This window comes from Xanthobacter aminoxidans, assembly GCF_023571765.1.
GTDB classification, from domain to species: domain Bacteria; phylum Pseudomonadota; class Alphaproteobacteria; order Rhizobiales; family Xanthobacteraceae; genus Xanthobacter; species Xanthobacter aminoxidans.
Genome location: NZ_JAMJXC010000003.1, coordinates 303,481 through 329,971, shown reverse-complemented (window position 1 = coordinate 329,971; position 26,491 = coordinate 303,481). Strand labels below are relative to the sequence as shown.

The window sequence follows — 26,491 nt, the reverse complement described above, 5'->3', positions numbered from 1 at the left end:
ATGGGGAGGGGCGCCCCCTCCCCTTCACCCAAGCTCACTCGTCGGTCAGCGGGCCGAGGATGAGCATCTCCAGCTTCACCCAGTTGGCGAGCTGCGCGTAGGTCAGCTTCTCGGCCTTGAGGTCCCAGGTGACTTCCGAGCGGGTGGGGCCGACGCACTTGTCCCGGCCGTTGTCGCCCTTCACCCTTTTGCAGGCGTCCTCGCTGTCGTTGTAAAAGACGCGGCCGTAGAGACCGGGCTTCGACTGGTCGGCGGACGAGAAGAAGGCGTCGGACTGCGCCTGCGCCGCGCTGGCATCGAAGAAAGACTGGTCGGTGTTCACCGCCTGCTCGTTCCAGCGCAGATTGTACTCGTAATAGCCGGTATAGGGCTTCTTCTTGCCCGCCTTGTCGGTGAAGTTGCCGTTCTCCTCCACATAGCGGATCGAGCCGGACACGCGGTCGGTGAACGACTTGTCGGCGACGGTGTAGGCGAAGGTCACGCCATTGGCGTCGGTCAGCCAGTTGCCCAGCTCGTAGTCGTAGTCGAGGTTGCCTGAGACGCGTACGTCCGGAAGGAAGGAGAAGGGGCCGGCCGCGAGCTGGGTGCGCTCGAAGCGCAGCGGATCGGGGTTCTTAACCTGGATCGAGACCACCTTGCCGTCGACCATGCGGGAATAGATCTTGTCCGCCTCCTTCTGCGCCCGGCGGAACTGCTCGGCCACTTCCCACCAGCGCGTCACGTTGCGACCCTGGATGGAGCCGCCGAAGGGCGAGGAGGTCTGGTTGCCCTTCACCACGTCGATGCGCAGCCGGCCGGCATCGGGGATGTAGCGGCCGTTGGCGTCGATCTGCAGGTCGCCGCGCAGGATCGCCACCTCCCGCGCCACCTGGGACGGGTTGGACGGATTGATGACGTCGAACTTCACGGAATAGACGAGGCTCTTGCCCGGCGTGCGCTGAACCGAGCCCTTCAGGATCATCAGGTCGGCCACCGAGAGGTCGCTGATCTCGTAGAGGTCGGTGCCGCTGGTGGAGCGCAGGGACCGGGAGTTGTAGTCCACCGTCATGGCGCCGGTGAGCTTCGCCTTGTCGGCGGGAATCTCCTTCAGCGCCTGGCTCTGCTGTGCCATCGCGGCGCCCGGCGCCGTCAGGCTGGCCGCGCACAGGCCGGCGGCACAGGCGAATATGGCCGGCGCGAAGCGGATGGTCATGTGGATCTCCCTCGATGGCACCGGGCGCGGGGCACCTGGCGTTTCGGGGCGGACCATGGCGAAGGCTTCCTGAACGGCAGATGACCGAACGTCATCAATTCCGTTCAGAGAAGGCCCAGATCGCGCAGCTCCCGGCTGAGGGCTTCGGGCAGATCGGCGGTGCCGGTGCTCGCGCCGAGATCGCGCGGCGCCTCCCGGTCGGAGAGGTAGCGCCAGCCCTGGAAGGGACGCGAGGGGCGCGGCTCCACGCGGATGACGGCGGGATCGAGCACGAGGCCGCAGCGGCGCACCCCGTCCGGATCGACCACGGTCCGCAGCTCGAGCAGGCGCTGGCGTGCCGCCACCTCGCCCTTGATGACCCAATAGAGCGAGCCGCCGTCGATCAGCTCGTCCTTGCGGCTGGGCACCATGCGGGTGACGTGGATCTGCTCGAACGGGACCCCGGCCCGCCGGGCTGTGTCGGCACGGTCGGCGATCCAGCCTTCGAGGTCGGCGATGGAGGTCGCGCCGACGCACAGCTTGATGAGGTGGAGCGCCATCGCGCCCGCGCTATTGGCCGTTCGGGGCGGCGGGTGCGCCCTCGCCGGCGGGTTCGGCTTCGGCGGGCGCCGCAGGCTGGGGACGCGGACGGGGTGCGGCGGGACGCGGGGCCGGATTGGCCGGGGGCGTCGCCTGCGCGGCCGGGGTGCGCGCCGGGCGGGCGGGCGGCAGCGGCGCGCTGGGAGGCGGCGCGATCACATCAGGATCTTCCGCCGCCGGGGCTGGCGCCGCCGCGGCCGGAGCGGGAACGCCCGGGGCACCGGGCTGGGCCGGGTGGGCCGGATCAGGCTGGGTCACCAGCATGCCGAAGGGGCCGGTGCGCGGCGGCGGTCCCCCGGTCATGCCGCGGTTGCGCGCGTTGCGCTCCCACACCGGGGTATATTTGTTGACGAGGCTGGCATAGCGCCCCTCGTTCATGTTGGCGATGATGTGCGTCGGATCGCCGAAGATCGCGGCCTGCGGACAATAGCTCACCGTGCAGCCGGAGAAATCCACCAGCGCGGAAGCGACGAGGCCGTAGGGATCCTGCTCCAGCGGCCGACGCCAAGCGATGATCCGCTCGGTCAGGTAGTCGGCCTTGCGGCGGCGCACGAATTCGAAGGCGTCCTCGACCAGCGCCATGCGCGCGCGGACCATGGCGCGGGCGGCGGCCACCGTGTCCGGCCGCTCGAACAACACCGCCTCGCATACCCCCGTCAGGGACGGATCGGCGCCGATGCAGCCGAGGGCCGCCGTCTGCGCGGCCGCGGAATCAAGGCCGGCGGCGCGGGATTCCAGCGAGCGCGCTTCCGAGATGGCGGCAGCCTGGATGATCTGCTTGACCATGGCGCTGCCCACCGACAGGCCACCCAGCAGGATGCCGATGAGCACGAGCAGGGTCAGCGGGTTTTCATTGGGCTCCGACCGCACGAACAGCACGAAGACGAACACCGCCCCGATGACCATGGCCGCGAGCACGACCCAGCCCGGCACATCGAAATTGCTGTTCAGAATGCTGAGCGTCCGGTTCATCCATTCCAGCATGGCGCCCTCCGCGACGCAGCCCTTGGGACGCGGGCGAACGCCTGCGTCCCTGTTCCGGTTCCCGCCCCCACGATACGCCTACGGCTGCCGGTCGGGGCGCGGATCATTGTCCGGTCCGCCGCACAAAGGCAACGCGGCGCACCGGCGCGCAATCCCCATGGTAAAGGAAAACCCGTTCCCCCGGCCGCGAAGACGCCCGGTGTTCTCGGCGGCTGCGTTCAGTGGGGCCGAAGCGCGGAGGCGTCGAAGCCTCCGTAGAGATAGATCACCGCGACGGCGACCAGAAAGACAGCAAGCGCAGTGCGCGCGACGCCCCAGCAGGAGCGGCGATGGGCATAACCTTGGCTGAGATCCATGATGGATAGCGGCTCTTTCGACGAGTCCCCGCGGCACGACGAGCGCCCCGCAACGCAACATTCATTAAGAATTTATGAACGCTCGGGCAAGCCCTGCGTCATGCTTCCTGCGAACGGCTCGCATGCGAGATCCGGGACTGCCGCAATCCACAGGCTGCCGGATCCGGGGGCGCCGGGTTTGCCCATGCGAAAATCCGCGCGGATGGGGTAGGACTTCCCCATGACCGAGAGCCGCCCCTCCGATTCGACCGCCAGCCCTTCCCCTCTGCCCGACGATGAGGCCGCCGCGGCGCTGCTCCTGCGTCTCGCGGGCGAGGCCGGGCCGGGCAAGAGCATCGGCCCCATGGATGCGGCGCTGGCGCTGATGCCGAAGGACGAATGGCAGCGGGCACTGCCGGTGGTGCGCCGCGTAGCCGTCCGCCTCGCGCTGGAGGGCCGGCTGATGATCTATCGCAAGGGCAAGGCGGTGGACCCGACCGATTTCCGCGGCGTCTACCGCATCGGCCTGCCGCGGGACGAATAGCTTACGGCGCCGGAAACAGCGCGCTGGTCTTGCCCGAGAGATAGTAGGCGACGAGGCCCACCCACTCCTTGATCGACACATCCGCCATGTCGAGCCCGCCCGCCGTGCGCGAGAAGGTCTCGTTGAGCTGGTTCGGGCCGGCGGTGCGGAAATCGACGGGATAGGGGATCACGTCGAAGCCCACCTTGCGGAAGCAGCCGACCGCACGCGGCATGTGGAACGCGCTCGTCACCAGCAGCCAGCGCTCGCCCGGCTTGGGCTTCAGCAATTCCTTGGCAAACTCCGCATTTTCCGCGGTGTTGCGGGATTTCACCTCGTATTCCACACGGTCCGGGGCGATGCCGAGGTCCGGCAGCGTCATCTGCATCATCCGCGCCTCCGAGGCGACGCCGTCGGAGAACAGCTGTCCGCTGCCGCCGATGAACGCGAGGCGCGCCTCCGGGTGCTTCCGCGCCAGGGCGCCGAAAGCAATGGCCCGCTCCCCGGCATTGGCGAAGGCGGGGACGCCGCGCGCCAGCCCCACCTCCGGCACCTCCGCCCCGCCCAGGAGGATCACGCCGGTGATCGGCTCATCGCCCCGGTAGATGGGAAAGCGCTCCTCCAGGGGGTTGAGGAGATAATTGGACACCGGCGAGAAGCCCAGCACCCCCCAGCCGACGATGGAAACAGCGAGAAGCCCCAGTCCCCACCGCCGCCCGCTGGCGAGCGCCAGCAAGAGGCCGAGGCCGCCAAGCAGCATCAGCAGGTTGGACGGCGCGACGAGGAACCAGAACATCTTGGAGGCGGCGAAAAACGAATCCATTCCACCCTCTGGGAGCGTCCCGTGGCGCCGGTCAGGCCAGCTCGACCACCTTGCCTTCGCGCAGGGTGACGCGCCGGTCCATGCGGGCGGCGAGGTCGAGATTGTGGGTGGCGATCAAGGCGGCCACCCCGGTGGCCCGCACCAGCTCCGACATGGCGCCGAACACGTGGTCGGACGTCTTGGGATCGAGATTGCCGGTGGGTTCGTCCGCCAGCAGCAGCCGTGGCGCGTTGGCGAGCGCGCGGGCGATGGCGACGCGCTGCTGCTCGCCGCCCGACAGCTCGGACGGGCGATGGGTGAGGCGGGCGCCGAGGCCGAGATAGGAGAGCAGCTCCTTGGCCCGCGTCTCCGATTCCTTCTTGGCGAGGCCGCGGATCATCTGCGGCATGGCCACGTTCTCCAGCGCCGTGAACTCGGGCAGGAGATGATGGAACTGGTAGACGAAGCCGATGGAGAGCCGGCGGATGCGCGTGCGCTCGGCATCCGGCAGGCGGGCGGTGGGCGCGCCGTCGATGAACACCTCTCCGGCGTCCGAATGCTCCAGCAGTCCGGCGATGTGAAGCAGGGTGGATTTGCCGGAGCCGGACGGCGCCACGAGGGCCACCGATTGCCCCTGGGCGATGCCGAGGTCGGCGCCGCGCAGGATTTCCAGCGCCCCCTGCCCCTGCGCATAGCGCCGCACGACGCCGGCCAAAGCCAGCGCGAACTGGGGACGGGAGCCGGTGCCGGGGCCGCGGCCGCGACCTTCGGGCGGGGTGGGCATGTCCATCACTCGTACCTCAGGGCTTCCACCGGATCGAGCCGGGCGGCCCGCCAGGACGGATAGAGCGTGGCCAGGAACGAGAGCGCCATTGCCATCAGAACCACGGAGGAGGTTTCGCCGAAATTCATCTGCGCCGGAAGGCGGGACAAATAATAGAGTTCGGGCGAGAACAGCTCCGTGGCGGTGAGCCAGGAGATGAACTGGCGGATGCTCTCGATGTTGAGGCACACGATCACGCCGAGCAGCAGGCCCGAAAGCGTCCCCACCACGCCGATGGAGGCGCCGGTGATGAAGAAGATGCGCATGATGGAGCCCTGCGTCGCGCCCATGGTGCGCAGGATGGCGATGTCGTGCCCCTTGTCCTTCACCAGCATGATGAGGCCGGAGACGATGTTGAGCGCCGCCACCAGCACGATCAGCGTGAGGATGAGGAACATCACGTTCCGCTCCACCTGCAGCGCGCCGAAGAAGGTGGCGTTCCGCACCCGCCAGTCCACGAGATAGACCGGCCGCTCCGCCGCGCTCTGGATGGCGGCGCGCAGTTCGCCCACGTCGTCGGGATTGTCGAGATAGACCTCGATGGCGTTCACGTCGCCGTTGCGGTTGAAATAGGCCTGCGCCTCCGGCAGTGGCATGAACACGAAGGCGCTGTCGTATTCCGACATGCCCACCTCGAACACCGCGGCGATCTTGTAGACCTTGATGCGGGGAGAGGTGCCCATGGGCGTCACCGCACCGCGCGGGGCGACGAGGGTGATGTTGTCGCCGGCACGCAGGGACAATTGGTCGGCGAGGCGCTTGCCGATGGCGATGCCCTGCCCCTGGTCAAAATTCTCCAGCGTGCCCTGGCGAATGTTGTGGGCGACCGAGGGCAGCCCGCGCAGGTCTTTCTCCGCCATGCCGCGCACCAGCACGCCCGAGGCGCCGAAGGGCGAGGACGCCAGCGCCTGCCCCTCCACCAGAGGCACCGCGATGCGGATGCCGTTGAGCGCGGCGATGCGCTGGGCCACGGCCTTGTAGTCGGTGAGCGGTGATTCCAGCGGCTGTACCAGCACGTGGCCGTTGAGGCCGAGGATCTTGCCCAGCAGCTCCTGCCGGAAGCCGTTCATCACCGCCATGACGATGATGAGCGTCGCCACCCCCAGCATGATGCCGAGGAAGGAGAAGCCGGCGATGACGGAGATGAAGCCCTCCTTGCGGCGGGCCCGGAGATAACGCAACGACAGCATCCACTCGAACGGGGCGAAGGGGCGCGTACCGGTGGTGTCCCCGCCTGCCCTCGCCGCCGCCGCATGGGTTGCCGTCATGCCTTCAGCCTCTCCACAATGTCGCTCGGGGCGATCAGCTCGCGCGAGCCGTCCACCCGGCGCTTCAGTTCCACCTTGCCCTCGGCGAGGCTCTTGGGCCCGACCAAGATCTGCCACGGCAGGCCGATGAGATCGGCGGTGGCGAACTTGGCGCCGGCGCGCTCCTCGGTGTCGTCGTACAGCACGTCGTAGCCGGCAGCGGTCAATTCCGCGTAAAGGGCGCCGCAGGCCGCCTCGGTCGCGCTGTCCCCGACCTTGAGGTTCAGGATGCCCACCTGGAAGGGCGCGACCGCGTCCGGCCAGATGATGCCGTTCTCATCGTGAGACGCCTCGATCATGGCCGCCACGAGGCGCGAGGGGCCGATGCCGTAGGAGCCCATGTGGATGGTGTGCTCCTTGCCGTCCGGACCCAGCACCTTGGCGCCGAAGGGCTCGGAATATTTGGTGCCGAAATAGAAGATGTGGCCCACCTCGATGCCGCGCGCGGCGAGGCGGCGGTCTTCCGGGATGGCCTCGAAGGCTGCCGTGTCATGCTTCTCGGAGGTCGCGGCATAAAGCTGCGTCCAGCGGTCGAACACGCCCTGGAGACCGGCGGGATCGTCGAAGTTCACATCGGCGGGGGGCGGCGCCATGTCGAGATAGTCGCCATGGCAGAACACCTCGCTCTCGCCGGTGGAGGCGAGGATGATGAACTCGTGGGAGAGGTTGCCGCCGATCGGTCCCGTGTCCGCCACCATCGGAATCGCTTTCAGCCCCATGCGGGCGAAGGTGCGCAGATAAGCGACGAACATCTTGTTGTAGGAATGGCGGGCGCCGGCCGCGTCGAGATCGAAGGAATAGGCGTCCTTCATCAGGAACTCGCGCGAGCGGTAGACGCCGAAGCGCGGGCGCACCTCGTCCCGGAACTTCCACTGGATGTGGTAGAGGTTGAGGGGCAGCGCCTTGTACGATTTCACATAGGCGCGGACGATCTCGGTGATCATCTCCTCGTTGGTGGGGCCGAACAGCATCTCGCGATCGTGCCGGTCGCGGATGCGCAGCATCTCCTTGCCGTAATCGTCATAGCGGCCGCTCTCGCGCCAGAGGTCCGCCGACTGGATGGTCGGCATCAGCATCTCGATGGCGCCGGCGCGATTCTGCTCCTCGCGGATGATGTTGCAGACCTTGTTCAGCACACGCAGGCCGAACGGCAGCCAGGCGTAGATGCCGGCCGATTCCTGCCGGATCATGCCGGCGCGCAGCATCAGCCGGTGCGAGACGATCTCCGCCTCCTTGGGCACCTCGCGCAGAATGGGAAGGAAATAGCGGGACAGTCGCATCGGGTGGCTCGGACTTTTCGTGCGGAGGGAAATCAGGCTGGCGGGAGTGAAAGCGGAAGGGCGGCCAAAACACAAGGGCAGTGGCGCGAATGCGGTGCCATGCAACCATATTGCGACGCAGCGAACGACTTATTGCGGCGCAAGGATGACAAACGACAGATTCTTGTTCTATTTTCCCCCCGCACAAGAAAGGGGACCGTCACCGGCCGGCCAGACGGCGGTGAATGCGGTTCAGGTCTCGGGAGGAGAGGTAAGAAAAAGCCGACCGACGGCCGCCTTTAATGGCGCATACGGAATCGGCATCACGGATTGGCCGCGCAGCCCCCAAAGCGGACTTAGATCTGCAGGCAGCGCTGGAGCCGTGGATTAAAAAAGGCGAGGCCCGCTCGGGGCCTCGCCTTTTTCTTTTGGGGCTTGGCGGTCGCACGACGAGACCCCCTCCGCATCACTGTTCGTCATCCCCCGCCTTGTGCGGGGTATCCACGGTTCGGCCGGGGCGGCTCTTTCCATGATGCACCGGACGAACGGCAAGGTGGATCGCCCGGACGAGCCGGGCGATGACGGCGAATCTGTGCGCTAATAATTCGCCCAGAGCCCCGGGCTCGCGATCTCGGCGAGGTTTCCGTCCGGATCGCGGAAATAGAGGCTCGTCGCGCCCTTCGGCCAATGCACCTCGCCCTCGATGGCGACGCCGTGCGCGGTGAGGTGGTCGCGCCAGCGTTCCATGTCGGCGGCTTCGGCGGAAAAGGCGAAGTGCAGCCGGCCGGCGCCATCGTGCGGGGGAATCGCGCCGCCGAAGGGCAGCGCGATGGCCGTGTCGGCCGATCCGCGCAGGAACAGCAGAAGCACGGTGCCGCCGACCGGATAGGCGGCGAAACGCGCATCGGCCAGCATGGGCACGAGGCCAAGCACGCCTTCGTAGAAGCCGCGCGCCCGGGCTAGGTCGTCAACATAGAGGCCGGTTTCCAGCACCCGGCCGAGGGGCGGCGCGGTGCGCGCGGTCCCCTGCCCGTCAGGCATGACGCGGGCTCACCACAAGTTGAGCGTGGCGCGGGCTTCCTCGGACATGCGGCCCTGGTCCCAAGGCGGATCGAAGGTGATGTCCACCTTCACGTCCGAGATGCCGGGCACGGCCGCGACGGCGCTCTCCACCATGCCGGGCAGTTCGGCGGCGGCAGGGCAGTTCGGCGTGGTGAGCGTCATCTCCACAGCAACGGTGCGGGCATCGGAGATATCGACCTTGTAGATCAGGCCAAGCTCGTAGATGTCCACCGGGATTTCGGGATCGTAGACCGTCTTGAGGGCGATCACGATGTCGTCGGTGAGCCGCGCAAGCTCCGCCTCCGGGATCGGAGACTGGATCTGCGGCTGGTTCGGCGCCTCGATCGACTTGGTATCGGTCATGCGAACAAATCCTGCGCCTTGACGAGGGCGTCAAAGAGACGGTCCACGTCGGCGCGCGTGTTGTAAAGAGCAAACGATGCGCGGCATGTCGCTGTCGCACCATATCGGGCCAAAAGCGGCTGTGCGCAATGGGTGCCGGCCCGTACCGCGACACCGTAGCGGTCGATGATGGTCGCCACGTCGTGGGGATGGGCGCCCTTCATCTCGAAGGAAATGATGGCGCCCTTGTCCGCCGCCGTGCCGATGATCCGCAGGGAATTCAACGCCCTCAAGCGGTCGTGGGCATAGGCCGAGAGATCGTGCTCGTGCGCGGCGATGCGCTCTCGGCCGATGGACTGGACATATTCCATTGCAGCGCCAAGGCCGATGGCCTGAACGATTGGAGGTGTTCCAGCCTCGAAACGGTGCGGAGGTACCCCGTATGTGACGGTCTCCTCCGTCACCTCGCGGATCATCTCGCCGCCGCCCTCATAGGGCGGCATCGCCTCCAGCAGTTCCTTCCTGCCGTAGAGCAGGCCGATGCCGGTGGGGGCATAGAGCTTGTGGCCGGTGACGGCGTAGAAATCGACATCGAGGTCGCGCACGTCCACCGGCATGTGGACGATGGCCTGGCAGCCATCCACCACCACCTTGGCGCCTACCGCATGGGCCGCCGCCGCGATCTCCTTGATGGGCGTCACCGTGCCCAGCACGTTGGACATGTGGGTGATGGCGACGATCTTGGTGCGCGGACCGAGCAGCGCCTTAAAGGCGTCGAGGTCGAAGGAGCCATCCTCCCGCACCGGCACCCACTTGATGACGGCGCCCCTGCGCTCGCGCAGGAAGTGCCACGGCACGATGTTGGAATGGTGCTCCATGATGGAGAGCACGATCTCGTCGCCCGCCTCGATGGACTGGCCGAGGGAGGAGGCCACCGTGTTGATGGCGCCGGTACCGGAGCGGGTGAAGATGATCTCGTCGATGCTGCCGGCGTTCAGGAAGGCGCGTGCCGTCTCGCGGGCATGCTCGAACGCCTCGGTGGCGGCATTGGCGAGATAGTGCAGGCCGCGATGGACGTTGGAATATTCCCGCTCATAGGCGGTCACCATGCGGTCGATGACCTGCCGCGGCTTCTGGGCGGAGGCGGCATTGTCGAGATAGGTGAGCGGATGGCCGTTCACCTCCAGCGACAGGGCCGGAAAATCCGCGCGTACCCGCTCCACGTCGAAGGAGCCATTGGCGACGGCGGGGTGGGGCTGGGTCATGGCAATGTCCTCAAGGAACGCTTCAACGCAGTGTTGCCGTCGCCCTCCGGCTCGACCGGAGGGCCCATCCCTCCGCTGGTGCCGGTGGCGACATGGATCCTCCGGTCAAGCCGGAGGATGACGGGTGCGGCCTACGCCGCCCGCTTCTCCAGCCACCCGCTGATCCGCTCGATCAGCAGGTCGCGCAGGTCCGCATTCTCCACATATTCCACCGCCTCGCCGAGGAAGGCCTGGATGAGGAGCATCTCGGCTTCCTTCTCCGGCAGGCCGCGCGAGCGCAGGTAGAACAGCATGGAGCGATCGAGCGCGCCGGCGGTGGCACCGTGGCCGCACTGGACATCGTCGGCGAAGATTTCCAGCTCCGGCTTGTTGTCCATCTCGGCGCGGTCGGAGAGGAGGAGCGACTGGCTCATCATCCGGCCGTCGGTCTTCTGGGCGGCGCGACGCACCACGATCTTGCCTTGGAACACGCCGTGGGCGTCATCGGCGAGCACGGTCTTGAACAGCTCGCGGCTCTCGCCCCCCGCCACCGCATGATCGATGACGAGGGTCGTGTCCGAATGCTGGCGGCCACGGGCGAGGGTCGCGCCGCGGATACCGGCATGGGCGCTGGTGCCCTCGAAGCGGCCATAGACGTTGTAGCGCGCCAGCGCCGAGCCCTGGGCGAGGGCGAACAGGTTCAGCTTCGCCTCGCGGCCCAGCTCCAGCATGAGGGTGCCGAAGTGGAAGGCGGCGTCGCCCTCCTCCTGGATGCGCACGAGGTTCACGACCGCACCGTCGCCCACCACCAGCTCCACCGCATGGTTGGACTGGTAGGCGACGCCATCACGCCCGGCGAAGGTCTCCACCAGCGTCACCTCGGCGCCTTCGCCCACCACAACGACGGTGCGGGTGAAGCCGGAGACGGCTTCGCTACCCGGAAAAGCGTGGGCGATGTGAACCGGCCGCGCGGCCTTCACCCCGGCATCGACGCGGAGCGCGACGCCCTCGCCGAGGAAGCCGGTGTTGAGGGCCAGCGGCCCGTCATAGCGGCTCGGCGAAAGGGCATTGATGCGATCGGCGAGCGGATCGCCGGCAGCGATGGCGGTGTCCAGCGGCAAGGCGGTGACGCCTTCCGACAGCGCCGCGAAGTCCGAGCCGGCGCGGGAGAGAACGCCGTTCACGAACAGGATGCGTCCGGCATTGGGCACGGCCGGCACGAATGGCGCAGCTTCCAGATCCTCCACCGTACCCGGCGCGGGGGCGCGATTGGGCACGTCGCGGATGGCGGCGCGCAGGTCGGTGTACTTCCACTCTTCCACACGGCGGCTGGGCAGGCCGTGGGAGAGGAAGGCATCGCGGGCGGCGCGGCGCAGCTCGGCGATACGCCCCTGCCCCGCCTCGGTGGCGATCGACGCCTCGAGCGCGGCGGCGATCGCCTCTTCCGCCGCCGTTCGGGCGGGTCGGACGTTGATGGTCATGGTGCCGTCCTTCACGCCGCGTCCTGCGCGTAGGCCGCGTAGCCCGACTCTTCCAGCTCCAGCGCCAGCTCCGGCCCGCCGGAGCGGACGATGCGGCCCTTGTGCATCACGTGCACCACATCCGGCACGATATGGTCGAGCAGGCGCTGATAATGGGTGATGACCAGCATGGAGCGCTTGGGGCTGCGCAGCGCATTCACGCCGTGAGACACCACCTTGAGCGCGTCGATGTCGAGGCCGGAATCGGTCTCATCCAGAATGCAGAGCTTGGGCTCCAGCAGGGTCATCTGGAGGATTTCGTTGCGCTTCTTCTCGCCGCCGGAGAAGCCGACATTGACGCCGCGCCGGAGCATGTCCTGCGAGATGCCGAGGTCCGGCGCCTTGGCGCGCACCAGCTTCAGGAAGTCGGGGGTGGAGATTTCCTCCTCGCCGCGCGCCTTGCGCTGGGCGTTCATGGCCGCCCGCAGGAAAGTCATGTTGGCAACGCCGGGGATTTCGATGGGATACTGGAAGGCGAGGAAGACACCCGCCGCCGCCCGCGCGCTGGCGTCGAGCGCGAGCAGGTCCGCGCCGTCGAAGCTCACGCTGCCGTCCGTCACCTCATAATCGGGCTTGCCGGAGAGGACGTAGGAGAGCGTGGACTTGCCGGAGCCGTTCGGCCCCATGATGGCATGCACCTCGCCATCCGGGATGGTGAGGTCGAGGCCCTTCAGAATCTCGTTCTCGCCGATGCGGGCGTGGAGATTGCGGATTTCGAGCATGGTCGGTCCTTGAAATGTCGATCCGCGCGGCTGCGCCCCGAAGGACGCGCTGCGCGAGAAGGGGATGGAGCCGGCGGCGCGCCGGCCGGTTCGTCAGCCCACCGAGCCTTCCAGGCTCACGGCGATCAGCTTCTGCGCCTCGACCGCAAACTCCATGGGCAGTTGCTGGAGCACGTCGCGCACGAAGCCGTTGACGATGAGCGCCACCGCCTCCTCCTGCGAAAGGCCGCGCTGGAGGCAGTAGAAGAGCTGGTCCTCGGAGATCTTGGAGGTGGTCGCCTCGTGCTCGAACTGGGCCGAGGCGTTCTTGGCCTCCATGTAGGGCACGGTGTGCGCCCCGCAGAGATCGCCGATGAGGAGCGAGTCACAGTTGGTGAAGTTTCGCGCGCCCGTCGCCTTGCGGTGGGCCGAGACGAGCCCGCGATAGGTGTTGTCCGAGTGCCCGGCGGCGATGCCCTTGGAGATGATCCGGCTCGACGTGTTCTTGCCGAGGTGGATCATCTTCGTCCCCGAATCCACCTGCTGGTGGCCGTTGGAGATGGCGATGGAATAGAACTCGCCCTGCGAGTTGTCGCCGCGCAGGATGCAGCTCGGGTACTTCCAGGTGATGGCCGAGCCGGTCTCCACCTGGGTCCAGGAGATCTTGGAATTGTCGCCCCGGCAGTCGCCGCGCTTGGTGACGAAATTGTAGATGCCGCCCTTGCCGTCCTTGTCGCCGGGATACCAGTTCTGGACGGTGGAATACTTGATCTCGGCATCCTTCAGCGCCACCAGCTCGACCACGGCGGCGTGCAGCTGGTTCTCGTCACGCTGGGGGGCGGTGCAGCCTTCCAGATAGCTCACATAGGCGCCTTCATCGGCGATGATGAGGGTGCGCTCGAACTGGCCGGTGTTGCGCTCGTTGATGCGGAAGTAGGTGGAAAGCTCCATGGGGCAGCGCACGCCCTTCGGCACATAGACGAAGGAGCCGTCCGAGAAGACCGCCGAATTGAGTGTGGCGTAGAAATTGTCCGACACGGGGACCACCGAGCCGAGATACTTCTTCACCAGCTCGGGATGCTCGCGGATGGCCTCCGAGATGGGCATGAAGATGACGCCCGCCTTGGCCAGCTCCTCCTTGAAGGTGGTGGCGACCGACACGCTGTCGAACACCGCGTCCACGGCCACCTTGGAGCCGCCCTCGCGCTGGATGCCGAGCAGCGCGTCGCGCTCGCGCAGGGGGATGCCGAGCTTCTCGTAGGTCTTGAGGATTTCCGGGTCGATCTCGTCGATGGACTTCGGCGCCGCCTTGGGGGCCGAGTAATAATAATAGTCCTGGAAATCGATTCTGGGGTAGCTCACCCGCGCCCAGGTGGGCTCTTCCATGGTGAGCCAGCGCCGGTAGGCGTCGAGCCGCCATTCCAGCATCCACTCGGGTTCGTTCTTCCGGGCGGAGATATAGCGAACGGTATCTTCCGACAGGCCCTTGGGGGCCTTCTCGCTCTCGATATCGGTGACGAAACCGTACTTGTACTGATCCACGTCGATCGCGCGGACGCGTTCGACGGTCTCCTGAACCGCAGGCATCTCTCTTCTCCTCTCCCACGCGGGGTCAAGGCCCGCGGGTCAAGTCCGTGTGCCGCGCATGATGCGCGGCGTAATTCCCCTAACCGCGCAAAGCGCGGCTTAATCCGCTATGCCGCGCGTGAAGCGCGGCTTCTCAGCTGCGGCACGGCCTTTTTCAAGGCTTCGACCGCGGCATCCACATCCTCGATGGTGCTCGACCAGCCGAGCGACAGGCGAATGGCGCCCGCCGCCTCGTCCTCGGGCAGTCCCATGGCGAGCAGCACCTGCGAGGCGCCGACCTTGCCGGACGAGCAGGCCGAGCCGGCACTGATGCTTACGTGGGCGAGGTCCAGCGCGATCACCAGTGTCTCGGCCCGAAGTCCGGCGAATGTGACCATGGTGGTGTTGGGCAGGCGATCGGCGCCCGCGCCCACGACCCTCGTACCGGGAACGCCCTCCAGCACCGCCCGTTCCAGACGGTCGCGCAGCACGGCAAGCCGCTCCGCCTCGGCGGAAAGCGCTGCCTTCACGGCATTTGCCGCCGCGCCGAAGCCGACGATGGCCGGCCCGTTCTCGGTGCCCGCGCGCCGGTTGCGCTCCTGCCCGCCGCCGGAGAGCAGCGGCGCGGTGCGATGGTCCGGCCCCGCCGCCACCAGCGCGCCAACGCCGGGGGGACCGCCGATCTTGTGGGCGGACAACGCAAGAAAGTCGGCGCCTAGCGCCGTCATGTCCAGCAGGATGCGCCCGGCGGCCTGAACCGCGTCGCAGAAGACAATGCCGTCCGCCTCATGCACCAGCCGCGCCGCCTCGGCCACGGGCTGGATCACGCCGGTCTCGTTGTTCGCCGCCATCACTGCCAGCATCGCGCGCCGGCCGGCGGCGCGATGGCGGGCCAGCGCCTCGGCCAGCGCGGCGAGATCGAGCCGCCCCTCGCCATCCACCGGCAGGATTTCCAAGGCGTCGGATGGGAAACGATGGCCCTTGAGCACGGCCGGGTGCTCGACGGCGCTTGCGAGCAGCACATCGCAGGGCTTGGCCCGTCCGGCGATCTCGACGGCGGGATGCAGCGCCAGCGCCGCCGCCTCGGTGGCGCCGGAGGTGAAGACTACGCCCCGGACGGGCGCTCCCGCCAGCGCCGCGACGGCCGCGCGGGCAGCCTCGATGCGGGCGCGCGCGGCGCGGCCTTCAGCATGGACGGAAGAGGCATTGCCACCCGCATCCAGCGCGGCGACCAGCGCGGCGCGGGCCTCGGGCCGAAGGGGGCTCGTGGCGTTATGATCGAGATAGGCGCGGCGAGGCACCGGCGGGCGGGAAGCGATGGTCGCCTCAACCGTGCCCGCGATGGTACCCATCTGCCGCGACGCGTCGCCCGCGCTCATCTCCGCCTCCCGGCCGCATGTGCCAAACGCACCCGCGACCCGTGCCAGGCTTGCAATTGCCGGCGATCTCCGTCATAGGTCAAACTTCACCCATTCTCACAACGCAGCGCCCCTAGGTTCGCGCAGCCGCCGGGAACAAATTAGAATTATTCTAAATAGATAGGTCTCGCGCGTCCGTTAGTCAAGCATTACCGTTCCGGCGTCAAGTCGACAGGGGTCATGCTGACGGGTTCCCGCGCCGGACCCGTCGTCCTATAGGACGGAACGGGCGCGCCGCGCGTCATTGCTACCCAGAGGTTGCAGACTTCCATGCCAGAAGTGATCTTCCCCGGCGAAAAGGGGCGCCTCGAAGGCCGCTACCAGCCCGCCAAGACCCGCAACGCGCCCATCGCCATCATTCTTCATCCGCACCCGCAGTTCGGCGGGACGATGAACAATCCGGTCGTGTACAATCTGTACTACCAGTTCGTGAACCGCGGCTTCTCGGTGCTGCGCTTCAACTTCCGGGGCGTGGGCCGCTCGCAGGGCTCGTTCGACCACGGCCAGGGCGAGCTTTCGGACGCCGCCGCCGCGCTCGACTGGGCGCAGTCGGTGAACCCGGATGCCCGCGCCTGCTGGATCGCCGGCTTCTCCTTCGGCGCGTGGATCGGCATGCAGCTGCTGATGCGCCGTCCCGAGGTGGAAGGCTTCATCTCCATCGCCGCGCCGGCGAACCTCTACGACTTCTCCTTCCTCGCCCCCTGCCCCTCTTCCGGCCTGTTCGTTCATGGCGACAAGGATGCGGTGGTGCCCACCTCTGCGGTGCAGACGCTGGTGGAGAAGCTGAAGACCCAGAAGGGCATCGTCATCGAGCAGCAGGTGGTGCCCGGCGCCAACCACTTCTTCGACGGCAAGACCGAGGATCTGATGGGCGTCGTCGGCACCTATCTCGACAAGCGCCTCCCCGGTACCCGCAAGGACAGCGCCGCCTGATTTCGGCTCGTTCCGCTTGAACGGCGCGCTTCGGCGCGCCGTTTTCGTTTGGGGGAGGGTCTGGAGCCAACCGTGCTCCCTCTCCCCTTGCGGGAGAGGGCTGGGGTGAGGGGTATCGCGCCTTTTGTCCGGCCTGTTGGTTGGCGAACCCCGACCAGCCCCCTCACCCCCAACCCCTCTCCCGCGAGGGGAGAGGGGAGGCACAGGCCCCTCACGGCCGGAACAGCACCCCGCCCGTCATCGGCGCCGCCACCCCGGTGGTGGTCGGAAACGTCAGCGGCAGGCCCCGCAGCGAGCGCGCGGCGAGATAGCCGAAGGCGTGGGCCTCCAGCGCATCGCCGGACCACCCCACTCGATCGGCCGTGCGGACCTCCGCCCCGAGACTCTCCGCCAACATGGCGAGCAAAGTCGGATTGCGCGCACCGCCCCCCGCGACGATCCATACCGCCGGAGGCCAGGGCAGGAACGGAACGATGGCCGCGACCGTCGCCGCCGTGAGCGCCGTCAGCGTCGCCGCGCCATCCTCCAGAGACAGACCCGCCAGCCCCATCCGCTCCGTGGCCGCCCGCCGAAAGGCGTTGCGATCCAGCGACTTGGGGGGCGGCAGTTGGAAGAAGGGGTCGGCCAGCACCGCCGCGACTCGCTCCTCGTCTACCCGTCCGGCGGCGGCCGCGCGGCCGTCTGCGTCGAAGGGAACGCCGGTGCGCTCCTTCAGGAAATCGTCGATCAGGGCATTGCCCGGCCCGGTGTCGCAGGCGATGGGCGGGGCATCCCCATCAATGACCGTGACATTGGCGACCCCGCCCACATTCAGCACCGCCACCGGCTGCGGCAAGGTGAGCCGCCGCACCAGTGCCTGATGGAACACCGGCACCAGCGGCGCCCCCTGCCCGCCCGCCGCCACATCCGCCGCGCGGAAATCCGCCACCACCGGGATGCCCAGCGCCGAGGCGAGGCGCTGCCCCTCGCCGACCTGGACGGTGAGGCGCGCATCGGGCCGGTGGATGACCGTCTGGCCGTGGAAGCCCACGAGGTCGATGTCGCCGGGGGTGAGCCGCAGCGGCTCCAGCAGCGCCCGCACGGCTTCGGCATGAAGATCGGTGATGCGGCGCTCGGCTTCCGCCAGCGCGCCGGGCCGGTCATCGCGATGGTTCACGCCGCGCGCATCTTCCATGGCGGTGACGAGGAGCGCGCGGGTTTTGGCGTCGATGGAGCGGGTGAGCGCGGAGCCGAGCCAGGCGACACTCTCGCCATCGGTCTCGATCAAGGCGGCATCGATGCCGTCCATGGAGGTGCCGCTCATCAGCCCGACGACACGCATATCCACCCCCTCGCCTCACGCACATGCATTCTTGCGCCGGACCTGATACACCACCGCTCCTTTCCGGCGCGTGAGCGCCCGCCTCAAGCCTCGATCTGTGTGATGACTTCTCCTTCCTTCCGCTCCGACTTCCTGCGCACGCTCTCCGAGCGCGGCTATATCCACCAGTGCTCGGACCTCGAGCGCCTCGATGCCAAGGCCGCGGAAGGGCCCATCACCGCCTATATCGGCTTCGACGCTACCGCATCGAGCCTGCATGCGGGGCACCTGCTCTCCATCATGATGCTGCGCACCCTCCAGCGCACCGGCCACCGGCCGATCGCGCTCATGGGCGGCGGCACCACCAAGATCGGCGACCCGTCCGGCAAGGACACACAGCGCCAGATGCTCACCGATGAGCAGATCAACGCCAACATCGCCTCTATCCGCAAGGTCTTCGCGCGCTTCCTCGATTTCGACGGGGGCGCCATCATGGAGAACAATGCGGGCTGGCTGGACGAGCTGAAATACATCCCCCTCCTGCGCGAGGTGGGGCCGCATTTCACCATCAACCGCATGCTGACCTTCGATTCGGTGAAGCTGCGCCTGGAGCGCGAGCAGCCGCTCACCTTCCTCGAATTCAACTACATGATCCTGCAGGCCTATGACTTCGTGGAGCTGAACCGGCGCCACGGCTGCATGCTGCAGATGGGCGGCTCCGACCAGTGGGGCAACATCGTCAACGGCATGGAGCTGGGCCGCCGCATGCACGGCGCCGACCTCTTCGCGCTGACGACCCCGCTGCTCACCACCTCCTCCGGCGCCAAGATGGGCAAGACCGCCGGCGGCGCCGTGTGGCTCGATGCCGACCTTCTGAGCCCCTACGAATACTGGCAGTACTGGCGCAATGCCGGCGATGCGGACGTGGAGCGGTTCCTCAAGCTCTTCACCGAGCTGCCGCTGGACGAAATCGCCCGCCTCGCCACGCTTCAAGGCCAGGAGATCAACATCGCCAAGGAGGTGCTCGCCACCGAGGCGACCGCGCTCCTGCACGGCCGCGAGGCCGCCGAGAAGGCCAAGGAGACCGCCCGCACCACCTTCGAGCAGGGCGCGCTGGCCGTGGACCTGCCGACCGTGGAGCTGCCGCGGGCGAAGCTGGAGGCGGGCCTTGCCGTCGCCAACGCCTTCGTGGAGGCCGGCCTCGTCGTCTCCACCAGCGAGGCGCGCCGCCAGATCAAGGGCGGTGGCTTGCGCGTGAACGACGCCGTTGTGACCGACGAGAAGGCGGTGATCGACCTTGCCGCGCTCACCCCCGAGGGCGTCGTGAAGCTCTCCATGGGCAAGAAGAAGCACGTGCTGCTGAAGCCGGTGTGAGGCGCTGGGTCGGCGTCCGGCCCCCTCCTCCCTCCTTCGGCCACAAAGGCCCGCCAAAGACCCGGCGTTGACGGCCCCGTCGCGCTGCCGTAAGCGCACGCCCTTCGCACAGCCACCTGTTTCAACGCATTTTCGTCACGCGAACCGGTACCCCCTTCGCTGGAAAATGCTTCAGAAAGAACCCGCCTCCCCATGGCCGAGCCCGCGCCGCGCATCTCCTTCGTCTCCCTCGGCTGCCCGAAGGCGCTGGTGGACAGTGAGCGCATCGTCACGCGCCTGCGCGCCGAGGGCTACGAGCTGACGAAGACCCATCAGGGCGCGGACCTCGTCATCGTCAACACCTGCGGCTTCCTGGACAGCGCCAAGGCCGAGAGCCTGTCCGCCATCGGCGAGGCGCTGGCGGAAAACGGCAAGGTCGTCGTCACCGGCTGCATGGGCGCCGAGCCGGAGCAGATCCGCGAGGTGCATCCCAGCGTCCTCGCCATCACCGGCCCGCAGCAGTACGAGAGCGTGCTCGCCGCGGTCCACGAGGCGGTGCCGCCGCAGCACGATCCCTTCCTCGATCTCGTGCCCGAGCAGGGCGTGAAGCTCACGCCCCGGCACTATGCCTATCTCAAGATCTCCGAAGGCTGCTCCAACCGCTGCACCTTCTGCATCATCCCCAAGCTGCGCGGCGACCTCGTCTCCCGCCCGGCCGCCGACGTGCTGCGCGAGGCCGAGAAGCTGGTGAAGGCGGGGGTGAAGGAACTGCTCGTCATCTCGCAAGACACCTCCGCCTATGGCGTGGACCTGCGCTATGCGCCGAGCCAGTGGGGCGACAAGGAAGTGGCGACCCGCTTCCTCGACCTCGCGTCCGCGCTGGGTGACCTCGGCGCCTGGGTGCGCCTGCATTATGTCTATCCCTACCCGCATGTGGATGCGGTGATGGAGCTGATGGCCGCCGGCAAGGTGCTGCCCTATCTCGACATTCCCTTCCAGCATGCGAGCCCCACCGTGCTGCGCCGTATGAAGCGACCGGCCTCGCAGGAAAAGACCCTCGCCCGCATCCAGGCGTGGCGGGCGGCGGTGCCGGACCTGACGCTCCGCTCCACCTTCATCGTCGGCTTCCCCGGCGAGACGGAGGCGGAGTTCGAGGAGCTTCTGGCCTTCATGGAAGAGGCCGAGATCGACCGCGCGGGCGCCTTCAAGTTCGAGCCCGTGCGCGGCGCCGATGCCAATGCCCTGCCCGATCCGGTGCCGGACGAGGTGAAGCAGGACCGCTACGACCGCTTCATGCGCACCCAGCAGAAGGTCTCGGCCCGCCGGCTGAAGAAGAAGGTCGGCACCCGCCAGCAGGTCATCATCGACTCCGTGTCGCCCGAAGGCGCCATCGGCCGCACCAAGGGCGATGCACCGGAGATCGACGGCACGGTGAAGGTCTTCTCCCGCCGCCCGCTGCGGGTGGGCGAGATCGCCACGGTGAAGATCGAGGCCGCCGGGCCTTACGACCTCACCGGCACGGCCGTGGGGTTCTGAGCGCAGCCTGCGCGCACACGGCGGCCAAGCCTCTCCCCCATACGCACGTCATCGCCCGGCTCGTCCGGGCGATCTACCCATTCGCTTGCGCGCTGCCCGAAGAACCGACCCGGCCCAACCGTGGATCGCCCGGACGAGCCGGGCGATGACGGTATTAAGCCGCGGTCTACCCTCTCCCGCGAGGGGGAGAGGGAGTGAGTTCGCCACTCACCACGTCGCCTTGAAGTTCCGGTAGAGCCGCTCCGCCGCTTGCGCGAAAACCGGCATCCGCTCCTTGGTCGCGGCCTCCAGCAGCGCCTGCCCTCCGGCTCCGGTGATGGCCTCCAGCGCGCAGCGGTATTCGGGAATCACGCCCCATTCGGGCACCGTCGCGTCGGTCAGCTCCACATGATACTGGATGCCGAACGCCCTTTCCCCCACCTGCAGCGCTTGAATGGCGCAATGCTCGTTCTCGGCGAGCACTACCCCGCCCGGCGGCAGGGCGAGCACGGCGGCGCCGTGCCACTGAAGGGTCGGGAAGGTGGGGGCGAGCCCCTTGAACAGGGGGGATTCGCGCCCGGCCGCCGTCAGCGACACTTCGGTGACGCCCACTTCCGGCCGAGGCATGAGGCCGACCTTGCCACCGAGCGCATCGGCGAGGAGCTGGTGGCCGAGGCAGACGCCGAGATAGGGCTTTCCGGTGGCCATCCAATCGCGGATCGCCGCCTTCTCGGCGACGAGCCAGGGCAGTTCCTCCTCCTGCCACACATCCATGGGGCCGCCGAACACCATCAGGGCGGCGTAGTCGTCGAAGGCCGGGATGGTCTCGCCCTCATCCAGCTCCACGGCATCCCATTGGACGCCATCGGCGCGCATGAAGTCGCGGAAGCGGCCGGGGTGCTCGCAGGCGACGTGCTGGAAGACCAGGACTTTCACGGACATTCTCCATGGACGACGCGGCTGTGGCGATGATCGCGCGTGCGGTGGCTGGTGCCCTGATAAGACCAGCCGCGCCACGGCCCGGCAACAGGTTTTCCCCCCCAGGCAAATCGCGATTGCGAGTTAGTTGCGCTAAAGAGTTCGGCCCGCGGGTTTACCGCGCTCCTGCGAAGCCGCTATCAGAGGCGCGATCGGGGAGTAGCCACCGCCTGGGAGATGCACCGGGGCGGGGTCGTGCCAACAGGCTTGCGCGAGAGTGCGCATGGCGCGGCCAGCCGAAGTTTTCGGCCCGGCGAGACCGTGACGCACCGGTTCGCGCGCGGACGGGCCGGATGCGCCAGGGTTCCCAAGCCTCCCCTTCCGCTGGATATATCCATGTCACCCGCCACGATCCTCGTGCTCGCCCTGAGCATGTCCGTCGATGCCTTCGCCGTCAGCGTCGGCCGCGGCGCCGCCATGGGACGCCCGCGATTCGCCGAGGCCCTGCGCACCGGCATGGTGTTCGGCCTCGTCGAGGCTGCCACGCCGGTGATCGGCTGGGCGGCCGGGCTTGCCGCCAGCAGCTATGTGGAGGCGGTGGATCACTGGATCGCCTTCGCATTGCTCGGCGGCGTCGGCCTGCACATGCTGGCCTCCGCCTTCTCCACGCGGGACGAGGCGGCGCCGCGCGGGCGCTCTCTGCCAGTGCTGCTGGCCACGGCCTTCGGCACCAGCATCGATGCCATGGCGGTGGGCGTCTCGCTCGCCTTCCTCGATGTGAACATCTGGATCACCGCCGCCGCCATCGGCCTCACCACCTTCATCATGTCGTCGGGCGGCATGCTGATCGGGCGCCTCGTGGGCGAGCGTCTCGGGCGGGTGGCGGAGGTGGTCGCGGGCCTCGCCCTGGTCGCCCTCGGCGCGACGATTCTCGTCGAGCACCTCTCCGCCTGAGGGCGAAAAGCGCCCCCGGCGTTGACTCGACACGCTTTCGCGACTAAGAACCCGCCACCTCGCGGGCCGGAAGTGGCCCGCTTGGCGTTTCACGCACCCGTGGCTTCGCAAGGCAGCGCGCCGGGCGAGCCTGTCGGCGAAACGGTCCGGAACCTCTTGGTTCCCAAGCCATTTCGCAGAGGAGGGGCGCGATCCAAACCCGAACGAACCAACAGGGATTCGCGTTACATGAGCAAGCGCATTGCGGCCAAGCACAAGATCGATCGCCGTATGGGCGAGAACATCTGGGGCCGCCCCAAGAGCCCGGTCAACCGTCGTGAGTACGGTCCCGGCCAGCACGGCCAGCGCCGCAAGGGCAAGCTGTCCGACTTCGGCGTGCAGCTGCGCGCCAAGCAGAAGCTGAAGGGCTATTACGGCTCCATCGGCGAGAAGCAGTTCCACAAGGTGTACGTCGAGGCCTCGCGCCTCAAGGGCGACACCGGCGCCAACCTCATCGGCCTGCTGGAGCGCCGCCTGGACGCGGTGGTCTATCGCGCCAAGTTCGTGCCCACCATCTTCGCCGCCCGCCAGTTCGTCTCCCACGGCCACGTGAAGGTGAACGGCAAGCGCGTGAACATCCCGTCCTACCTCGTCAAGGTGGATGACGTGATCGAGGTGAAGGAAGCCTCCCGCCAGCTCGCCATCGTGATCGAGGCGCAGCAGCTCGCCGAGCGTGACGTGCCCGACTACATCGAGCTCGACACCCACAAGCTCACCGCGCGCTTCGCCCGCATCCCGGAGCTGAACGAGGTGCCCTACCCGGTTCAGATGGAACCGAACCTCGTGGTCGAGTTCTACTCGCGCTGATCCGGCGCGGGACCCGAAAAAGAAAAGGCCGCCCAGTGGGCGGCCTTTTTGTTTGGCCCGCCGCGTCGCGGGACGCGGCGGGAGACCCTGTGAGGGCTCAGCTGCCGGACTTCACCTCAGCCGCGGCGGCGGCGAGGAACTCGTCCATGTTGCGGCGGATCTGGTGGTCGGAGACGTCCACCTGCTTGGCGTCGAAGTCGGCGCGCAGCTTGCGGAACACGTCCTCGTCACCGGCTTCCTGCAGGTCGGCCTCGACGACGGACTTGGCGTAGGCAAGAGCCTCCTCGCCGGCGAGACCGAGCTTCTCGGCGGCCCACAGGCCGAGCTTCTTGTTCCGGCGGGCGAGCGCCCGGAACCGCGTCTCCTCGTCGAGCGCGAAAGCCTTTTCGAAACCTTCCTCGCGCTTGTCGAACGTGGTCATGGCACCCCTCTTCCTGCGAATGGGCGGCCGGCGGCCGGCCTGATCTGTTTGCGCGGATATGGCTGATTTGGGTTGCCGCTGCACTCACGCAAGGGCAGCCATCGTCCGCACGCGCGCCTTGAATATCCCCCGCCTCATATTAGATCAACGGCAGTGAGGCGCCGTGCCCCCTCCCGGCCATGCGACCTGATGGCCGCCCGGCCTCTTCAAGGGGATGGCACAGGTGGGCGCATCGGGACGCGCGTTGTATCCAGCCGTCCAATCGGCTAGTGTCCGATCGGGCTTGGGATGTCCTTGAAACAGACATCCCCGGTCCAGCCGAGGAGCGTCACCCGAACGGAGCCTTGGCAAACCCATGGATTTCCTCAATCAGCGGTATATTCCCATGAGCCGCCGCCGCCGAATCTACGAAGGCAAGGCGAAAGTCCTCTATGAAGGACCCGAGCCCGGCACACTCATTCAGCACTTCAAGGACGATGCCACGGCCTTCAATGCGAAGAAGCACGATGTCATCGACGGCAAAGGTGTGCTGAACAACCGGATTTCGGAGTACATCTTCTCCCGGCTGAACGACATCGGGGTGCCGACCCACTTCATCCGGCGCTTGAACATGCGCGAGCAGCTCATCCGGGAAGTGGAGATCATCCCCCTCGAGATCGTGGTGCGCAACGTCGCCGCCGGCTCCATCTCGACCCGCCTCGGGATCGAGGAGGGCACCCAGCTGCCCCGCTCGATCATCGAGTTCTATTACAAGAACGACGCGCTCAACGACCCGATGGTGTCGGAAGAGCACATCACCGCGTTCGGCTGGGCCACGACCCAGGAAATCGACGACATCATCGCGCTCGCGATCCGCGTCAACGACTTCCTGTCCGGCCTCTTCCTCGGTGCCGGCATCCGCCTCATCGACTTCAAGATGGAATGCGGCCGCCTGTGGGAGAACGACATGATGCGGATCGTGGTCGCTGACGAGATCAGCCCCGATTCGTGCCGGCTCTGGGACATCAAGTCCAACGACAAGATGGACAAGGACCGCTTCCGCCGCGACATGGGCGGCCTCGTGGAGGCCTACACCGAGGTTGCGCGCCGGCTCGGAATCCTGATGGAGAACGATCCGACGCAGGGCAAGGGCCCCGTCCTCGTGAAGTGACATGTCAATTCGGGTGGGGGCGTTGTTTCCCATACCCGAAAAGTGCTAGGCGGGGGCCGGATCGGCCCCCGTTTTGCGTTGCCGGGCCCTGTGTGGGCCAGGCGGTGCCCGGCGGCGGGCAAGCAACAGCGCGGGCGCAAGCGCGTGCCATGAAGGCGAGGTTTCCATGAAGGCCCGAGTGATCGTCACCCTCAAGTCGGCGGTGCTCGACCCGCAGGGCAAGGCCATCGAAGGCGCGCTGCGGTCGCTGGGTGTGGCCGGCGTGCAGAGCGTGCGGCAGGGGAAGGTGTTCGACGTGGAGCTGGCCGGCAACGACCGCGCCGCCGCCGAGGGCGCCCTCAAGGAAGCCTGCGACAAGCTCCTCGCCAACACCGTGATCGAGACCTACAAGGTCGAATTCGCCGAGTGACGTGCGAAGGATGTTATAGTCTGGCGGCCGCTTCAGGGAGCAAGGCCGCCGAGAGGGCATGATGGCCGAGATCACCAACGAGCTTCTCATCGAGGTTCCGAAGTCGATCCCGCAGGGCGCGGCCCTCGGCGCGCGGGGGCTTGAGGCTCAGAAGGGGCTTGAGGCTCGCGAAGAGGTGATCGCCCGGCGCGATCCCCGACAGGCCTTCGGGCAGGACATGAACACCATATACGGCATGCACGCGGGCCGTGACGCGCGGCTCGCTCGCATCGAACGCAGGCTCGGCCTCGTCGGCATCCACTGAGAGATCATGAAACCAGCCGTCATCCTCTTCCCCGGCTCCAATCGTGAGCAGGACGCCGTGCGCGCGCTGCGGCTCGTCTCCGGCGCCAAGCCCCAGGTGGTCTGGCACGCCGAGCACGAGCTGCCCAAGGGCACCGACCTCGTGGTCCTGCCCGGTGGCTTCTCCTATGGCGACTACCTGCGTTGCGGCGCCATCGCCGCGCGGGCGAACATCATGGAGGCCGTGCGCGCCCATGCCGCCCGCGGCGGTCTGGTGCTCGGCATCTGCAACGGCTTCCAGATCCTGTGCGAGGCGGGGCTGCTGCCCGGCGTGCTGGTGCGCAACGCGCGCCTGCGCTTCGTCTGCCGCGAGGTGCTGCTGCGCGTGGAGCGGGCCGACACCCCCTTCACCAAGGCCTATCGCAAGGGCGAGCTGATCCGCATTCCGGTGGCCCACGGCGAAGGCAATTATACCGCCGACGAAGCCACCATCGCCCGCATCGAGGGCGAAGGCCGCGTCGCCTTCCGCTACGCCCGGCCCGACAGCCGGATCGACGAGACTGACGGCCCCAACGGCGCCATCAACGGGATCGCCGGCATCTATTCCGAGAAGTTCAACGTGCTCGGCATGATGCCCCACCCGGAAAACTACATCGAGCCGGAGATCGGCCCCACCGACGGACGCGGCCTCTTCGAGAGCCTCGCCGGCGCCCTCAAGGCGGCGTGAGCCGCGGCCTCAATTCGGATCGACGC

General features: G+C 67.5%; 28 protein-coding genes. 10 read left to right on the top strand and 18 right to left on the bottom strand.

Annotated elements, in window-relative coordinates:
• Window positions 1-34: 34 nt before the first annotated feature.
• The 4 genes from EJ105_RS06985 to EJ105_RS06970 form a co-directional block, all read right to left on the bottom strand.
• Window positions 35-1,192: a hypothetical protein gene (locus tag EJ105_RS06985; protein WP_029558690.1), complete on the bottom strand. Its 1,158-nt coding sequence runs from the start codon at window positions 1,190-1,192 to the stop codon at window positions 35-37.
• A gap of 104 nt (window positions 1,193-1,296) precedes the next feature.
• On the bottom strand, window positions 1,297-1,731 hold the full coding sequence (locus EJ105_RS06980) for a DUF1489 family protein (protein ID WP_250165748.1): 435 nt from the start codon (window positions 1,729-1,731) through the stop codon (window positions 1,297-1,299).
• Between the two features lie 10 nt (window positions 1,732-1,741).
• Window positions 1,742-2,755 (bottom strand): hypothetical protein, encoded by a 1,014-nt coding sequence (locus EJ105_RS06975; protein WP_250165859.1) that lies wholly within the window; start codon window positions 2,753-2,755, stop codon window positions 1,742-1,744.
• A 218-nt stretch (window positions 2,756-2,973) separates the two neighbouring features.
• Entirely contained in the window at window positions 2,974-3,111 is a 138-nt protein-coding gene (locus tag EJ105_RS06970) for a hypothetical protein (protein ID WP_197023034.1), read from the bottom strand.
• A gap of 220 nt (window positions 3,112-3,331) precedes the next feature.
• Between EJ105_RS06970 and EJ105_RS06965 the strand changes: the two genes are divergently transcribed.
• Window positions 3,332-3,634, top strand: coding sequence for a DUF3253 domain-containing protein (locus tag EJ105_RS06965; protein ID WP_250165747.1), 303 nt, complete (start codon window positions 3,332-3,334; stop codon window positions 3,632-3,634).
• Window position 3,635: 1 nt separating this feature from the next.
• Here EJ105_RS06965 and EJ105_RS06960 read toward each other — a convergent pair whose 3' ends face one another.
• The 11 genes from EJ105_RS06960 to EJ105_RS06910 all read right to left on the bottom strand — a co-directional run bounded on the left by EJ105_RS06960 (window position 3,636) and on the right by EJ105_RS06910 (window position 15,540).
• Complete coding sequence (locus EJ105_RS06960; protein ID WP_250165746.1) at window positions 3,636-4,436, bottom strand: YdcF family protein; 801 nt, start codon at window positions 4,434-4,436, stop codon at window positions 3,636-3,638.
• A gap of 31 nt (window positions 4,437-4,467) precedes the next feature.
• Window positions 4,468-5,199, bottom strand: a complete 732-nt coding sequence (locus EJ105_RS06955) for an ABC transporter ATP-binding protein (protein WP_431192961.1) — start codon at window positions 5,197-5,199, stop codon at window positions 4,468-4,470.
• A 5-nt stretch (window positions 5,200-5,204) separates the two neighbouring features.
• Complete coding sequence (locus tag EJ105_RS06950; RefSeq protein WP_051679273.1) at window positions 5,205-6,506, bottom strand: lipoprotein-releasing ABC transporter permease subunit; 1,302 nt, start codon at window positions 6,504-6,506, stop codon at window positions 5,205-5,207.
• Window positions 6,503-7,825, bottom strand: coding sequence for a proline--tRNA ligase (gene proS / locus EJ105_RS06945; protein ID WP_250165744.1), 1,323 nt, complete (start codon window positions 7,823-7,825; stop codon window positions 6,503-6,505). Before proS ends, EJ105_RS06950 begins: the two co-directional genes overlap by 4 nt.
• Before the next feature lie 576 nt (window positions 7,826-8,401).
• Window positions 8,402-8,845 (bottom strand): VOC family protein, encoded by a 444-nt coding sequence (locus EJ105_RS06940; protein WP_250165743.1) that lies wholly within the window; start codon window positions 8,843-8,845, stop codon window positions 8,402-8,404.
• A gap of 9 nt (window positions 8,846-8,854) precedes the next feature.
• Complete coding sequence (locus EJ105_RS06935) at window positions 8,855-9,229, bottom strand: SUF system Fe-S cluster assembly protein (protein WP_024278828.1); 375 nt, start codon at window positions 9,227-9,229, stop codon at window positions 8,855-8,857.
• On the bottom strand, window positions 9,226-10,473 hold the full coding sequence (locus tag EJ105_RS06930) for a cysteine desulfurase (protein ID WP_250165742.1): 1,248 nt from the start codon (window positions 10,471-10,473) through the stop codon (window positions 9,226-9,228). The genes EJ105_RS06935 and EJ105_RS06930 overlap by 4 nt, the downstream gene beginning before the upstream one ends.
• A 131-nt stretch (window positions 10,474-10,604) precedes the next feature.
• A complete protein-coding gene (gene sufD / locus EJ105_RS06925; protein ID WP_250165741.1) occupies window positions 10,605-11,933 on the bottom strand; it encodes a Fe-S cluster assembly protein SufD in 1,329 nt (442 codons plus the stop codon).
• 11 nt (window positions 11,934-11,944) lie between these two features.
• On the bottom strand, window positions 11,945-12,694 hold the full coding sequence (sufC, locus tag EJ105_RS06920) for a Fe-S cluster assembly ATPase SufC (protein WP_250165740.1): 750 nt from the start codon (window positions 12,692-12,694) through the stop codon (window positions 11,945-11,947).
• A 93-nt stretch (window positions 12,695-12,787) separates the two neighbouring features.
• A complete protein-coding gene (gene sufB / locus EJ105_RS06915; protein ID WP_250165739.1) occupies window positions 12,788-14,260 on the bottom strand; it encodes a Fe-S cluster assembly protein SufB in 1,473 nt (490 codons plus the stop codon).
• 107 nt (window positions 14,261-14,367) lie between these two features.
• The gene (locus EJ105_RS06910) at window positions 14,368-15,540 is read right to left on the bottom strand and encodes a cysteine desulfurase family protein (protein ID WP_250165854.1); all 1,173 of its coding nucleotides are present in this window, start codon (window positions 15,538-15,540) and stop codon (window positions 14,368-14,370) included.
• Window positions 15,541-15,927: 387 nt separating this feature from the next.
• Here EJ105_RS06910 and EJ105_RS06905 point away from each other — a divergent pair, with 387 nt between their 5' ends.
• Window positions 15,928-16,590: an alpha/beta hydrolase gene (locus tag EJ105_RS06905; protein ID WP_024278822.1), complete on the top strand. Its 663-nt coding sequence runs from the start codon at window positions 15,928-15,930 to the stop codon at window positions 16,588-16,590.
• A 211-nt stretch (window positions 16,591-16,801) separates the two neighbouring features.
• Here EJ105_RS06905 and EJ105_RS06900 read toward each other — a convergent pair whose 3' ends face one another.
• Complete coding sequence (locus EJ105_RS06900) at window positions 16,802-17,911, bottom strand: anhydro-N-acetylmuramic acid kinase (RefSeq protein WP_250165853.1); 1,110 nt, start codon at window positions 17,909-17,911, stop codon at window positions 16,802-16,804.
• A 102-nt stretch (window positions 17,912-18,013) separates the two neighbouring features.
• Between EJ105_RS06900 and tyrS the strand changes: the two genes are divergently transcribed.
• Both tyrS and rimO read left to right on the top strand, forming a co-directional pair.
• Entirely contained in the window at window positions 18,014-19,264 is a 1,251-nt protein-coding gene (tyrS, locus tag EJ105_RS06895) for a tyrosine--tRNA ligase (protein ID WP_250165738.1), read from the top strand.
• Window positions 19,265-19,456: 192 nt separating this feature from the next.
• Entirely contained in the window at window positions 19,457-20,779 is a 1,323-nt protein-coding gene (gene rimO / locus EJ105_RS06890) for a 30S ribosomal protein S12 methylthiotransferase RimO (RefSeq protein WP_029558711.1), read from the top strand.
• A 207-nt stretch (window positions 20,780-20,986) separates the two neighbouring features.
• Here the strand turns inward: rimO and EJ105_RS06885 are convergent, their stop codons facing one another.
• Window positions 20,987-21,694, bottom strand: coding sequence for a type 1 glutamine amidotransferase (locus EJ105_RS06885; protein ID WP_394041632.1), 708 nt, complete (start codon window positions 21,692-21,694; stop codon window positions 20,987-20,989).
• Window positions 21,695-22,072: 378 nt separating this feature from the next.
• On the opposite strand from EJ105_RS06885, the gene EJ105_RS06880 reads away from it, so the two are divergent.
• Entirely contained in the window at window positions 22,073-22,630 is a 558-nt protein-coding gene (locus tag EJ105_RS06880) for a manganese efflux pump MntP (RefSeq protein WP_029558713.1), read from the top strand.
• A 228-nt stretch (window positions 22,631-22,858) separates the two neighbouring features.
• Window positions 22,859-23,476, top strand: a complete 618-nt coding sequence (gene rpsD, locus EJ105_RS06875) for a 30S ribosomal protein S4 (protein ID WP_024278816.1) — start codon at window positions 22,859-22,861, stop codon at window positions 23,474-23,476.
• 97 nt (window positions 23,477-23,573) lie between these two features.
• Here rpsD and EJ105_RS06870 read toward each other — a convergent pair whose 3' ends face one another.
• The gene (locus EJ105_RS06870) at window positions 23,574-23,897 is read right to left on the bottom strand and encodes a DUF1476 domain-containing protein (protein WP_029558714.1); all 324 of its coding nucleotides are present in this window, start codon (window positions 23,895-23,897) and stop codon (window positions 23,574-23,576) included.
• A 355-nt stretch (window positions 23,898-24,252) separates the two neighbouring features.
• Between EJ105_RS06870 and purC the strand changes: the two genes are divergently transcribed.
• The 4 genes from purC to purQ all read left to right on the top strand — a co-directional run bounded on the left by purC (window position 24,253) and on the right by purQ (window position 26,465).
• Window positions 24,253-25,047 (top strand): phosphoribosylaminoimidazolesuccinocarboxamide synthase, encoded by a 795-nt coding sequence (gene purC / locus EJ105_RS06865; RefSeq protein WP_024278814.1) that lies wholly within the window; start codon window positions 24,253-24,255, stop codon window positions 25,045-25,047.
• 166 nt (window positions 25,048-25,213) lie between these two features.
• Window positions 25,214-25,456: a phosphoribosylformylglycinamidine synthase subunit PurS gene (purS, locus tag EJ105_RS06860; protein ID WP_024278813.1), complete on the top strand. Its 243-nt coding sequence runs from the start codon at window positions 25,214-25,216 to the stop codon at window positions 25,454-25,456.
• A 61-nt stretch (window positions 25,457-25,517) separates the two neighbouring features.
• Window positions 25,518-25,760, top strand: a complete 243-nt coding sequence (locus tag EJ105_RS06855; protein WP_250165736.1) for a hypothetical protein — start codon at window positions 25,518-25,520, stop codon at window positions 25,758-25,760.
• A gap of 6 nt (window positions 25,761-25,766) precedes the next feature.
• Window positions 25,767-26,465, top strand: coding sequence for a phosphoribosylformylglycinamidine synthase subunit PurQ (gene purQ, locus EJ105_RS06850; protein WP_024278811.1), 699 nt, complete (start codon window positions 25,767-25,769; stop codon window positions 26,463-26,465).
• Window positions 26,466-26,491: the final 26 nt, after the last annotated feature.